Source organism: Streptomyces sp. NPDC051180, from assembly GCF_040689545.1.
In the GTDB taxonomy this organism is placed as follows: Bacteria; Actinomycetota; Actinomycetes; order Streptomycetales; family Streptomycetaceae; genus Streptomyces.
Genome location: NZ_JBFBBC010000022.1, coordinates 1 through 12,328, shown reverse-complemented (window position 1 = coordinate 12,328; position 12,328 = coordinate 1). Strand labels below are relative to the sequence as shown.

The 12,328-nt window shown below is 70.6% G+C and carries 13 protein-coding genes; 8 read left to right on the top strand and 5 right to left on the bottom strand.

The features are described 5' to 3' along the window. Window positions 1-64: 64 nt before the first annotated feature. The 6 genes from AB0424_RS28480 to AB0424_RS28455 all read left to right on the top strand — a co-directional run bounded on the left by AB0424_RS28480 (window position 65) and on the right by AB0424_RS28455 (window position 5,397). Window positions 65-271, top strand: a complete 207-nt coding sequence (locus tag AB0424_RS28480) for a hypothetical protein (protein WP_366309439.1) — start codon at window positions 65-67, stop codon at window positions 269-271. Window positions 272-274: 3 nt separating this feature from the next. After that, window positions 275-1,357: a DnaB-like helicase N-terminal domain-containing protein gene (locus tag AB0424_RS28475; protein WP_366309438.1), complete on the top strand. Its 1,083-nt coding sequence runs from the start codon at window positions 275-277 to the stop codon at window positions 1,355-1,357. After that, a complete protein-coding gene (locus AB0424_RS28470) occupies window positions 1,354-2,130 on the top strand; it encodes a hypothetical protein (protein WP_366309437.1) in 777 nt (258 codons plus the stop codon). The genes AB0424_RS28475 and AB0424_RS28470 overlap by 4 nt, the downstream gene beginning before the upstream one ends. A gap of 441 nt (window positions 2,131-2,571) precedes the next feature. Next, window positions 2,572-2,949: a hypothetical protein gene (locus tag AB0424_RS28465; protein WP_366309436.1), complete on the top strand. Its 378-nt coding sequence runs from the start codon at window positions 2,572-2,574 to the stop codon at window positions 2,947-2,949. 186 nt (window positions 2,950-3,135) lie between these two features. After that, window positions 3,136-4,611 (top strand): hypothetical protein, encoded by a 1,476-nt coding sequence (locus AB0424_RS28460; RefSeq protein ID WP_366309435.1) that lies wholly within the window; start codon window positions 3,136-3,138, stop codon window positions 4,609-4,611. A 288-nt stretch (window positions 4,612-4,899) separates the two neighbouring features. Then, window positions 4,900-5,397 (top strand): hypothetical protein, encoded by a 498-nt coding sequence (locus AB0424_RS28455; protein ID WP_366309434.1) that lies wholly within the window; start codon window positions 4,900-4,902, stop codon window positions 5,395-5,397. An 88-nt stretch (window positions 5,398-5,485) separates the two neighbouring features. On the opposite strand, the gene AB0424_RS28450 is transcribed toward AB0424_RS28455, so the two are convergent. From AB0424_RS28450 to AB0424_RS28440, 3 genes are all read right to left on the bottom strand, one after another. Beyond that, window positions 5,486-7,198 (bottom strand): hypothetical protein, encoded by a 1,713-nt coding sequence (locus AB0424_RS28450; RefSeq protein WP_366309433.1) that lies wholly within the window; start codon window positions 7,196-7,198, stop codon window positions 5,486-5,488. Between the two features lie 223 nt (window positions 7,199-7,421). Next, complete coding sequence (locus tag AB0424_RS28445) at window positions 7,422-8,330, bottom strand: hypothetical protein (RefSeq protein ID WP_366309432.1); 909 nt, start codon at window positions 8,328-8,330, stop codon at window positions 7,422-7,424. Window positions 8,331-8,460: 130 nt separating this feature from the next. After that, a complete protein-coding gene (locus tag AB0424_RS28440) occupies window positions 8,461-8,589 on the bottom strand; it encodes a hypothetical protein (RefSeq protein ID WP_366309431.1) in 129 nt (42 codons plus the stop codon). Between the two features lie 204 nt (window positions 8,590-8,793). On the opposite strand from AB0424_RS28440, the gene AB0424_RS28435 reads away from it, so the two are divergent. Together AB0424_RS28435 and AB0424_RS28430 are read left to right on the top strand one after the other, a co-directional pair. After that, complete coding sequence (locus tag AB0424_RS28435; RefSeq protein WP_366309430.1) at window positions 8,794-9,903, top strand: hypothetical protein; 1,110 nt, start codon at window positions 8,794-8,796, stop codon at window positions 9,901-9,903. A 223-nt stretch (window positions 9,904-10,126) separates the two neighbouring features. After that, the gene (locus AB0424_RS28430; protein ID WP_366309429.1) at window positions 10,127-10,408 is read left to right on the top strand and encodes a hypothetical protein; all 282 of its coding nucleotides are present in this window, start codon (window positions 10,127-10,129) and stop codon (window positions 10,406-10,408) included. 79 nt (window positions 10,409-10,487) lie between these two features. Here the strand turns inward: AB0424_RS28430 and AB0424_RS28425 are convergent, their stop codons facing one another. Both AB0424_RS28425 and AB0424_RS28420 read right to left on the bottom strand, forming a co-directional pair. Next, on the bottom strand, window positions 10,488-11,168 hold the full coding sequence (locus AB0424_RS28425) for a restriction endonuclease (protein WP_366309428.1): 681 nt from the start codon (window positions 11,166-11,168) through the stop codon (window positions 10,488-10,490). 628 nt (window positions 11,169-11,796) lie between these two features. Continuing rightward, a complete protein-coding gene (locus AB0424_RS28420; RefSeq protein WP_366309427.1) occupies window positions 11,797-12,027 on the bottom strand; it encodes a hypothetical protein in 231 nt (76 codons plus the stop codon). Window positions 12,028-12,328: the final 301 nt, after the last annotated feature.

Below are 12,328 nucleotides of genomic sequence, written 5' to 3'. Positions count from 1 at the left end.
TCCTGACCACCATCGTCCCCGCCCTGGCCGAGGCCGCCACCAGCGAGGCGCTGGGGGCGGCACGGTGACCACCCATTTCGACCCCGAGATGAACGGCGGTACTCAGCTCGGCCTCTTCGACGAGGAGCAGGACCCTGCCGAGAGCACGGCACCCGCGGCCCCGGCCTCCCCCTGGCCGACGACCGTGGCGCGCCTCAAGGGTCGTCGCGAAGACCCGGAGATCCGGGGGAACGTCACCTACAGCGGCCGCCCCGACGCGGTGGAGGGCTGAGCGGTGAAGCGGCTCACCCGCAAGGCGGAGGAAGCACTGCTTGGGGCCATGCTGTTCCGCCCCGAGGCGTTGTCCTCGATGCGCTGGATCCCGTCGGGCGTCTTCAGCCGCCCGGACCACGCCGCCCTGTGGCAGACCCTCCATTCGATCGACTTCTCCCAGGTCGCCCGCAACGACATCCCGGCCACGGTCACCCAGGCCGTGGCCGGGATCGAGGAGCAGGGCATCCGACACCTGCTCAACCCGTCCCGACTCGCCCAACTGGCCAACGCCTGCCCCGACCCGCGTACCGCGCCGCTGTACGGCGGGATGACGCTGGAGGCGGCGATCCACAGGGCTGTCGAGCACGCCGGTGAGGAATTACGGCACACGGTCCGACGGACCGAGACCGACCAGGTCCTGGCGGCGCTGGAGCAGGCCGACAGGACCGGGCAGCGGATCGCCCAGCTGGACGCCGCATGGAAGGCCGCGCCGGAAGTGGTTCGCAACCTGCTCGACACCCAGCCCACCCAGCCCGTCGCCCCAGTGCCGCGCACCGCGCGGGCGCGCACCGACCTGCAGGCGGAGGCGGAGACCGTCGCCTCGCTGCTCTACCAGCCCCGCCAACTGGACGAGGTCACCCGGTGGCTGAGCGACCAGGACTTCTCTCACCCGGAGCTGTCAGCCGTCTACCGGGCGATGGTCACGCTCGACGAACGGCACGCGCCGATCGACCCGCTGACCGTCGCGTGGGAGGCCCAGCGTCACCCTGGCCCCCAGCCCAGCGAGCAGGTCTTGGCCGAGCTGGAGAAGGGCGGCACCCCCGGCACCGCCGCCTACACCGGCGAACAGGTCCTGCACACCGCCGCCCTGGACCGGATCGACCAGGCCGGGCACGACATCCGCAACTACGCCCGGCACCCCGCGCTCGCCCCCGGCGCCCTGGTCGACCACGCCGGGCAGGCCCTGCAGCCGGTCATCGCCGATCACGAGCGCGTACGGCACGCCGACCGAGAGCCGGAGCCCGACAAGGAGCCCGCCCCAGGCGCTCCCGCCACCCCGCCCGAACTTCCTTCACCCGAAGCCGAGATGGAGATGGACCTGTGAACAGCCCCCAGCCCGTGCCGTTCGATCCGACCGAGTACCTCCTCGCCCGCGAGCAGCAGATCACCGCCCCGTATCTGCCGGGCGTCGAGCCGCTGCCGCCCGTACGCTCCACGGCCCGCATGCTGTGGGAGCACTTCGGTCGCATCGCCCCGGGCCTCGTCACCAGTACGGCCACCGCGCTGGCGGGGGCGTGGCACGAGCAGCTGCCCGACGGCTCCACCCAGCCGCTGTGGATCGGCGGTCTGCTGACCGCGCTCACCGGCGCGGCCGGGATCATCTCCGCCGCCAAGCCGAACAGCGAGGCGGAGGTCACCCGGTTCGCCTTCGGCGCGGCCGGGGTGACCGCGCTGCTCGGCATCGCTGCTTGGACACCGGACTGGGCGCTTCGGGGCCTGATGTGGCTGCTGGGCACCGCCGCCGTCTATGCCGTCTGCGCGCCGCTGTGGCGCGGAGACCTCCGCAGGGATCGCGAGCAGCGGCACGAACGAGTCATGGCTGAGACCGAGGGACGCACTCAGGTGACCCTCGCCATGATCGAGGGCCAGACGCGAGCCGCCGAGGCCCAGTGGGCGTACCGCACCGAGGTGGCCCGGGTCGAGGCGATCAGCAAGACCGTCGAGGGCCTGGTCGCCGCGAGCGAGGCCCGCGAGAACCGGGCCGTGGCCCCTGGCGACGAGCTGTCCGTTGCAGCCCTGCTCAAGGCCGCCGGCCACCAGGCGCCGGTCGAGCTGACCGCCGCCGAGCGCGAGGAGCAGACGGAGGGCGCCGCGTGAACGCCGCCCAGCTCGTCCACAACGGCTTTCCCCCGGAGGAGGCCGCCGCCATCGCCGATGCCTGGAACGGGCTTTACCCCGCTATCCGCAGCGAGCTGGACCAGCGCGTGAAGTCCGCCACCGCCTTCGGAGCGGACCCCACCCGACTCAAGGACCTGCGCCGGGAGCTGGGCCAGCTCGACCGATGCACGCACCGCGCCTGCACCCAGTCCCCGCCCGGGTTCAGCCCGCATGCCGACCTCCGCCGCATCCAGGACGTCATCCGGCTCCTGCCCGACGACCTCGCCGGCGACGCCCACCGACTTGCCGCCCTGCTCGCCGACCGTGCCCTCGTCCAGCGCGCGCTCGCCACCGCCGAGCGCTCGCCGACCGTGCCCTCGTCCAGCGCGCGCTCGCCACCGCCGAGCGGTACGCCAACACCGACCGAACGGGAGAAAACCGATGACCGACACCCCCAGCACCCCGACCGACCCGGAAGCCGCCCACCGCGAGCAGGCCGCCGCCGCGGTACTGCCCGTGCTCACCTCCCTCGCCCATCAGGCCACCACACTGGAGCAGGCCAGCGACAACGGCGAGCAGATCACCCCGAACAGCGTCGTCTCCTACGAACTCACCGCGCACCACGCACAGCACCTGATCGCCGCCGGCGGACTGACCGCCGACGACGTCAAGACCGTCGCCGCCGAGCACGGCGGCGCCCAGGCCCACGCCGACACCGAGCGCGCCCTCGATCACGCCACCCACACCCGCGCCTACAAGGCGACCCCGCCGCCCCAGGCCGAGCAGGACACGGACGTCGAGGAGGAGATCGACCTGTGAGCGACTGGTGCGACCGCATCACCGACGGCTGCGGACCGCTCCTGGACGGCCGGACCAGGGATGAGTCCCCCCGCACCCTGGAAATCGCCCGGTAAAAACCGACTTCGGCATGGCCATGTGACAGACCACCAGCAGCCCCGGCGGAAAGCATCCGCCGGGGCTTTTCGCGGTGAGTACGGTGCTGACATGCAGATCAACGGGGCGGGACAGCAACAGCGCGGCCACGTACTACTCATCGCCGGAGACGCTGCCGTACGACGCCGCACCGTCCAGGTCGAGCCCAGCGCCAACCTCGCTGCTTTTTCGATCGTGCCCGTGCCGGTCCTGCTCGGCAGCGACGCCCCCACCGACACCACGTACCTCGACGGGGTCCGCGACCAGAACGCCCTGCTGATGAGGCTGCGCACCGCTGCCTCCGCCCCCGGCCCGCTGCTGATCTACCTCTCCGGCCGACTGACCGTCGACCGCCGTGGGCAGCAGCTCTACCTCGCGCTGCCGGGCACCACCGCCTCCACCACCCGCTACACCGCCCTGCCCTGGGAATGGCTCGGCGCCGAACTGCGAAGCCGCCCCGTCGGCCTGACCACCGTGATGTTCGACCTTGCCGCGGACAAAAGCGCCTGGCCCCTGCTGCAGGAGTACGGAACGCTGCCCGCCTCGACCTCCGCCGATGTGTACGGCGTGATCGCACCCCCCGGATTTGCCGGCAGCGCAGGCGTCAGCCCGTACACACGAGTCTGGATCGACCAGCTGCGCCGCAACCCCGACCGGCCCGCCAACTCCCGGATCCACGCCCTCACCATCGCCGCCGCCCAGCTCCCGCCGGGCAGCATGGTCCTGCCGTCCACCCCGCAGCTCGACGCGCAGTCGGTCGAGCCCCGGCCGCCGATGACAAACGTGCAGCGGCTGCTTGCCGGGGACACCACCCTCCTGGCCCGCCTGCGTAAGCCCGAGCCGCAGCCGCCGCGCCGCTCCGACGAGGTCCCGTGGGACGAGGCTGTCGGCTACGACCAGATGCCTTCCGCCTCGCACCAGCGGGTTGAGGAGACCCACCACCCCGTACGGGCCAGCGCCCACCCGCCGCACCCGACGGCCCCGGCGGCGCCGCAGCAGACCCCGCCGCCCGCGCAGCGAGCAGCCGTGCCGCCGGCCGCCGTCCGGCCGGTGATGCCTCCGGCCCCGACTCCGGAGGCTCCGGCGCCAGTTCCTCAGCAGCCTCCGGTGGCCCAGCAAGACCCTCGCCCGCACATCTACGCCCTTGCACAGGCCCGGCGGTTCAACGAGTCCATGCAGCTCGCTCAGGCGTGGGAGACCCACACGCTGCAGACGTACGGCATCCACTCGCCGCAGGCCACCCAGTGGCTAGAGATCCGCGCGGACCTCGCGAAGATGTCCGGGAAGGACCTGCTTGCCACACAGCTGTGGATCGCGGCGGCCCGGACCCGCCTTGCCCACCAGTCGCCGGACGCCCCTGAAGTGGTGGACGCTGCCCGCAGCGCTCACCACTGCTGGGAGCAGATCACCGATCCCGCCGAGGGACGTAGCACCGGACCGGAACTGATCAACCTGCTGCGGCAGCTTCCCACCCTGGACGCCCGGCACCTGCCCGCCGCTCAGCGGCGCCTGGAGTACCTGAACACCGCGCCGAGCGGACGACGCTGACCCCGCAGGGACCTCTGCGGTATCGCTTCGGCGGGCGCCGTACGCGCTGCAGAGAACCGGGGCGTATCACCGGCGGACTGCCCTTGCCGCGCGCTACGGTGAGAGAGGCCGCACCGCGTCGGCCCGACTCCGAGCCGGAACCGCCCACGCCGGGACGGCGACGAGGACAAGGGGCTCAAGCCTCACGCGAAGTCAGCACCGCCCCGTAGGGCTCCTCGTGGTCCACATGGTCCACCGACGCCACGGCGGCCGACGCGTGGGGCCCGCCGCCGGGAGAGCGACCGGTCCATGACCATCGACAAGCACGGCAAGCGCGCCGCCCGCGAACTTGCCGCGCGCGAGGGCATCTCGTACACCGCCGCCCGTCGACGCCTCACCACCGCGAAGGCCGCTGCCGACGACCACCAGGACGAGGCGCCGGCCCCGGCCGCCACGGAGGCACCCCGGTACTGGGTGAAGGAGTCCACCCGGCGCTACGCGGAGGAGCTGCGCAGCACCCCGGGCACCGCGTCGGCGGACGGGCACACCGGGTGGGAGTGCGACGAGGGCGCCTCGCTGATCGTGGAGGCGAACACCCCGGGGCCCGGGATGCTCGGCACGCACCACGGCGTCATCTACGCGTGCGCCGCTCACCGGGACGCGGCCGTGGAGCGCATCACGGACGGCGGGTACGACGTCGACCCCCGCCCGGCTCCGCCGGGACACCGGTGGAATCCGTGGCCGTGCGGCCACGTGACCGCACGCAACGCGTCCCTGGCGTCCCTGGCGGAGCAGACACCGCAGTAGTACGGGCCGGGTGCCCGGCTTCGTCAGACGGCGAGGCCGGGCACCCCGGCGACGTCCTCGCCGGGCGAGAGGCACTGCGGGTCCTGGGTCAGCTGGGCTCGATGCCGAGCCACCGCCATCGTTCCGACGCGGCGCCCTTGGCCGGGTTCGGCGGGATGAAGCCGACCGGGTAGGGGGCGGTTCGTGGCGCGCGTCCGGGGGCGGTCTGCAGCACCACGTGGTACGCCCCGACGGGCCTGTCGTCCTCGCCCAGGGGCCACAGGCCGACCAGGTCCGTGTCCCCGTCGGCCGTCTCCGCCCAGACCTCTAGCTGCGGGCCGTCCTCCCTGCCGGTCTGCAGCCAGGTCACCCCGAGCAGCGGCCATCCAGCAGCAGCCTCCCCGGCGAGCGTAGTGATCGCCTCGATGTCGTCGGCGAGCTTCGCCCACACCCTGGCCCGCTGTTCGGCCGCCTCGATCCGGCGCACGTCCTCGTCGTTCTGGACGACCTTGCCGTACACCCGCCGCGCCATGTAGTCGGCGTGCTCGGCCATCTCCCGCAGTTCGGCGGGCGTCTTGCCCTCCGCCTCGGCGCGGGCGTTGGCGGTGACCTGCCGCATCATCCCGGGGCTGGTGTAGGTGCGGGTGCCGTCCGGTTGGGTGTGCAGCTTCGCCTCGTGCGCCGTGTAGTCACCGGTGGAGCGGGCGAAGGCGTCGCGCAGCTGCTCGGCGGCGAGCCGGTACATGTCCCTCAGGACCGGGAGGGAGCCGACCGGTTCGCCGGCGGCCGTGCGTGCCTCGACCTCGGCGTAGTCCTCCCACAGGGCGCGTCGGCCCAGTTCGCCGAGGCCGCTGGCGGCCGGGTGCACCCAGCGGCCGTCGACGGCGCTGCGGAACCCGTCCTCGGGCTCCAGCGTTCCGTCGACGACGCGACCGATCGGACGACCTGCGTAGTCGACGACGGTGGCCGCCAGTTCCTCGGCCCGTCGGCGGGCCGAGGCTTCGTCGTATCCGGCAAGGAACTCCACCCGGAAGTGGGCCCGCCAGTACGTCAGCTTGACCCCGTCGGGCAGCGGACCGCGCTCGGCGTCGAGCTCGGATACCCACCGCTGCAGGTCCTTCTCGGTCAGCCCGCGCCCCTGCTCGATCCTCCGCGCGGCCCGGTCCAGCGTCTGGCAGTAGTCGGCGACGTGCGCCTGCTCCCAGGCGCCGTAGTGCTCACCGCGGGTGCCGAGGTGCGCGAACACGCCGCGCGGGTAGTCCGCCTCCAGGCGCCGGCGCTCTTCTTCGCTCAGTGCGCCCGGGGCAAGCGGGTCAAGCTCGTGGCGGTACCCGCGCTCCGCCACCTCGTCCGAGGACGCGTTGCCGATCTCCCACGTCATGTGCAGCAACGGCTCGTCGCCGCGGCGGTGGATGGGGCTGCGCATGTACAGCGAAAGTCGGTGCCAGGCGTCGTCGGCGTTCAGGGCGGCTGCCCGGGTCTCGATGACCGCGTTCCAGATGCGCACCTCCCCGCCGGCCCGCATCCGCTCCCACCACTGGACCTCCTCCCACTCCTGGCGTGCGCGGCGGGTGTCCCAGTCCCAGTCGTCCTTGTCCGCGAAGGACGCGGCGTGTGCCTTCGCGTCGGCGACTCCGAGCGCGTTGAGCTCGGCCGGGGACAGCCCGGCGGTCTCGCGGCGCAGCGCGGTGGTGAACTTCTCGCCCTGGCGGGCGGCGGCGCGGGCCTTCTTGCCCGCGGTGCTCTGCTTCTTCGGCGACATGGCGTACTCCGTGACGCGGCGGTCCCCCACGCTCCCGCCGGCCGTGTACGTCGAGGTCACAGGCAGGTCTTCTCGCTTCGCGGGCCCCAAGAGACCTTGGCCGACTGTGCCCCGGGCGGCGTGGGCGTGGGAGGCGGCAGCGAACGGCGGTACGCGTCTAGCCGTACGGACACGGTAGCGCTCGCCACTGACAGGGCGCCGAGAAACGGCGAGCGGCCCCGTGGACAGTTCCACGGGGTCGCTGAGGCGGGGCGGTTCAGGAGCGGTAATACGGATGAGGGGACTACTCAGCGGGCGCGGTGGTCAGAGCAACCGGCGGCGCCTGGTCGAGAACCGCCCGCCGCAGCTGCTCCAGCTTGGGGGGCAGCTTGTTCAAGCCGTACCGGGAGCGCCCCTCCGAGTAGCTCGTCGTCAACCCCTTCTCTTCCAAGGGCACGCCGGCGGGCCGCAGGGTGGCCTGACCGTCGTTGTCGAGGACGCCGTCGTGGTTGGGACGCAGGCTCACCCACAACTTGCTGGTGCCATGGGTGCGCGCGACGAGTTGCGCGCGCAGCGGCAGCCACTGGGCGAGCGCCGCGGTGCTCAGCGTCGACAGCTCGAACCAGTCACCGTCCGCCTGACCGTCGCCGTGCTGGGGACGGCGGTCTACGTACACCGCCCCGGGGCGCAGGCTCGACAGGCGCATTGCCACCAGCTCCCCCGACCGGGGCGCCGCGTCGAGCACCAAGGAAAGCACCGCAGTGAGCCGGATCCGGCCCGGCGTCATGTGGCCGCCGAGGTCCTGGTCGAGCTGACGCCTCAGCGCCGCCAGATCTCCGAAGGCGGGGGTGGGCTGGGGCGACACCCGGCCTCCGACGCCGAGCCGCAGCGTCGGCAATCCATACGCCTCGCGCAGCAGGTCCAGGCACTGCGTCCGTGCCTCGTTGGTTGCCTCTGAGGTCGGCGGGTACCCGCCCTGCACCCGGCGGGCCCGCAGCACGCCGGACTCGGCGAGCCGCTTGTACGGCGCGAGCGCGTCTTCCCCGAGGAGGCGCCGCAGGCTGCGCCGGGCACCTACGGGCAGCGCGCCCCGGTCCAGGGCCCGCTGCAGTTCTCCGCGGACCATACCGAGCTGACGCCGCCTCGCCTCGCCGACCCGCAGGTCGCCGAGGAACTGGTCAAGCGCGGTGATCGAGGGGAAGGGATCCGGCACGCACCCGATTGTGGCCCACAGGCGCCGGCCGCGCCTGGGGCGCGGAGTTTCTCGGCCCTCTGACCCCCACATACGCGTGCGCGCACGAGGGTTCTGCCTCCGGGGCTGCCGCTAGAGAGGAGCTGGTGGGTCAGCCGTTCCACCATTGGTACACGATCACGCCCACGACAAACACGGCCCCGATCTTCAGCGTGCCTTTGATGCCGAACAACCTGACGAGCATGTAGTCCCCCTCTGTCGTCGATGCGGGATCGCTCATTCTCCCGGCCGCCGCTGTACGGCGGGTGGGAATGGCCGGATCCCGTTCTGTTCGCTCACGAAGGCGACTTCGGAGGGCTGTGGCTTCCGTGAGCCCGGCCCGATTCTCATGTCCCACAGCGGAGACGGGCCACCTCGGTGGCAGCCCGCACGGTTCCCTTAATCTCGGTGCGGGCGGTGACGGGAAGCCGGAGAATCCGGGTCCATGAACACGGAACTGCCCCTTCGGCGCTTCGGCCCCCAGTTCGTGGCCGAACAGATTCAGCGCTACGGCAAGCGCCCGCCGGAGAATCGGATGCTCTCCTATGACCAGGCGGTACTGGACGAGTACGAGCCCTGGCGGATCTGGCTGGACGAGCAGCTTGCCCTCCTGCCAGAGGCAGACGCCGCCGCCTTCGCCACGAACCTCTGGCGTGACCAGAACTTCTGGCCCGACTTCATCGAGCTCGCCGCCGGCGCGGCGCTGCGGCGGCGAGGCTTCAGCCTGGAGTACGAGCGGCAGTGGGGCACACAGACACCGGACTGGACCGTCGTCGGCGAGAACGGCGAGCCGGCTGCCCTGGTCGAAGTCCTTACCCACAGTCCCCAGAAGGGGACGACCGCGAGGATAAGGGCGTGGCACGGACTGGTCGAGCGCCTCAAGCAGATACCGGTCCCCGTCGTCCTGACGGTGCACGGCGACCCCTCAGGCCCGCTCCCCACCCCGGACGCGCGTACCTCGAAGAAGATCGCCCAGGACCTGCGCCGGGCGCTTCTCTCCCCTCTTGTCCACCAAGCCGTCTTCCGGAGCGAGGGCTACACCTTCCTGCTGCGGGCCGACCCTCGCACGGGCCAGGCCATGAAGCCCCCAGGGATGAGCACGATCCTTCTCCCCCCAAGCAACATGGCCGGTGTCGTCTCAGCGGAGCCGGTCACCGCCGGGATCGAGAAGAAGGTCAGCAAGTACCGGGCGCTCGCCCAGGAAGCCGGACTCCCGCTGATCGTGGCCGCCGGCGCCGACAAGTTCACCGGCCTCCAGCTCCAGCACCTCGACGACCTGCTCCAGGGCAACGCCACGATCAGCGTGCAGTTCAACTTCGGAGACTCGTTCATTCACCACCCCGTCGAGGTCAACCCACTCAACCCGCCCCGCTGGACCATGCCCCCTGAACTCGCTGGCGTCCTCTGGGTGGACAACGAGTTCCCCTTCACCACCGCCTGGCGTCCCAACCCCGCCGCGGCAACCCCCGCGCCTTCCGCGCTCGCGGTCCAGGAGACGGATTCGGCTCACCCGGTCATGGCCAACACGGCAGCGGCCGAAGAACGGGTTGCCTGACGCCTGTATCCAACGGGGTATCAGATCGCGCGGCGTCCTTGTGTGCTTCGTACGGTGGCTGTAAGGACGCCCCTCAGGACGGGTGTACCGACGAGCCGGTCCTGCGTCCCGCACGTGCGCGGGACCGGCGTCCTGAGAACGAGGGCCCGTGGGGGTCCCGCTACCGGAGCCGAACTTCCATGCCCTTGGGGAATTGTCAGTACCGACCTATATCGTCTCTTGTATGAATGAAATGGACGCTCAGGCAGCTGCCCGCTGGATGCTGGGACAGGTCACCAACACCTCGGGTCGCGAGCTGTACCAGGTGGACGCGGCGGAGCACATTAAGAAGCACTTCGGTTCCGGGCTGACATACACGAACGACAACGGCAACCTCGCCATAGACAAGACTGTCCTCTCAGCCTTTCGTGCGATCAGCAAGGACACGGTCGTGTGGGAGCGAGGGGAGAAGTGCTGGCGCCAGCGCACCGGTTCCGACCCCCAGGGGGCGAGGCAGACTGATTAACCGCTCTTCCCCCCGCTTGATGCCTTGCAAGAAGCCCCGGACCCAAACAGGTCCGGGGCTTCCTCGGCACGAGCTCCCATCAGCCAGACAGTGGTCGGCGCGGGGGCGGGACGGCCCGCAGCAACTCCCACAAAGGCCGTGAGCCGCTGGCCCAGTCGCCAAGCATGCTGCGGTCGACGAGGTGCAGCCGCTGGGAGCGGGCGAAGTCGAGAGCAGGCTTGGAGAACCGCCCGTTGGTGACGAGAACGACGACGTCGCCGTTGTGGACGGGTCGGCCGGTGCCGTTGAGGACCTGTAGGTCCGGGGTGCCCACGGCCGCTCCGGACAGGCCGTTCTTGCGGTGCTTGCACTGGATTACCCAGCGCCGTCCGTAGGGGTCGGTGGCCTTCACGTCCGCGCCGTTGTCTCCGGCACCGCCGACCTGTACCGCGTTCGCGCATCCGTCGCGCTGCATCAGATCCCGTACCGCGTGCTCGAACTGCCGGTGATGCAGCGCGTCCAGCTGCGTCAGCGCGTACCGCAGCCCCTGGGCGCGCACCCGCTCCCACCGGGCGGCCCGTTGCTTGGAGACCGTCCAGGCCGCGGCCACCCCGGCAGCGAGAAGAAGCAGAATGACCGGCACCCACGGGTAGGCGCGGACGAAGTCCACCACCGCCGCGAGTACCACCCCCGCGATGACGAGGCCGCCGAGGGCCAGGAAGAGCTGATTGCTGCCGTCAGCCTTCCGCGAACGCCGCCGACGGGCCGGGCGCCGGCTCATCGCCCGTCTCCGTTCCGGTCCCACTTGATGGGGTACGACACGGTGGGCACCGGACGCGGCGCGGTCTGCTTCCACCCCGGCCAGCGAATCGGGTACGACACCGTCGGGTCCGGGCGAGAGGTCGGCTTATCCCACGCGGGCCACTTGACCGGATACGTCACGCCCGCCGAGGACCGCGGGGCAGGTAACCGTTCGCCGCCGCCTGTTGCGCTGCCCGTCGAGGTGGCGGAGCCGCCGAAGATGAAGACTGCCGCCACGATCCCGACTGCCAGCATGGTCTGCTGGTTCGTCCCGGCCGGCGCTCTCCAGTACGCCCGCACCTGTGTTCCGTCCTGCTTGGTATATCCCCTGACGAACGGCAAGGCCGAAGCCCCCTCCCCTTGGTCAATCGCGCGCTCCCCGCGCAACCGACCAATGTAGGTGCCGCCACTGACAGTGGGTCATTCCTCGGCCACTCTTCGTGATCTTGGGAGGCTTCAGGCAGGTCACACGTCGTTGGTTCGCTCGAACCGTCCTGAAGGTCGGCATGTAAAGCGGGCCGCCCGCACGAGTGTGGGGGCGGCCGCAGTCAGGACGGAGTGACAGTCGGAGCTGGGTGCCTCGACCATCAAGCAGGGACACCCTCCTGCTACCTCTGACGCCTGTTCTTCCTGTTATTCCATGCGATGGGCACGATGCCGAGGAGGGCGACCCAGGCTGGCGCCCCAAGTAGAGGGGCCAAGGTCAGCGCGATGAACCACGGCACCTCGTGTGAGTAGTAAGGGCCGAGGTTCTCTTCGAGCCACGGGTAGACCGCCGCCCACGCCAGTGCGACCCCCCAGTAAGCGGCCTGTAGCGCGGCCGCAATGTTCTTGGTCATGTAGAAGAATCTTTCTGTTCAGTATTGACATTCCTTCAGACATTGGGATAGCCTCCTGATGTTGACATTAAAGGTACCTTAGGTCTGATTCGTGACATCTGGTCACATGACCATGGTATCATACCTGTCAAGTTTTGTCATGCCCAACTTCCCTTCCAGGGAGTCGGCCTGACGGAGAAGCGGATGGGGCCGACACCAGTACCGGTGCGTCCACGCAGGCTCCGATCATCCGAATACATACCAAATACATACCGAAAACCAAACCATGGGGAAGCTCTCTACGGCGACGGCGACTCCCAAC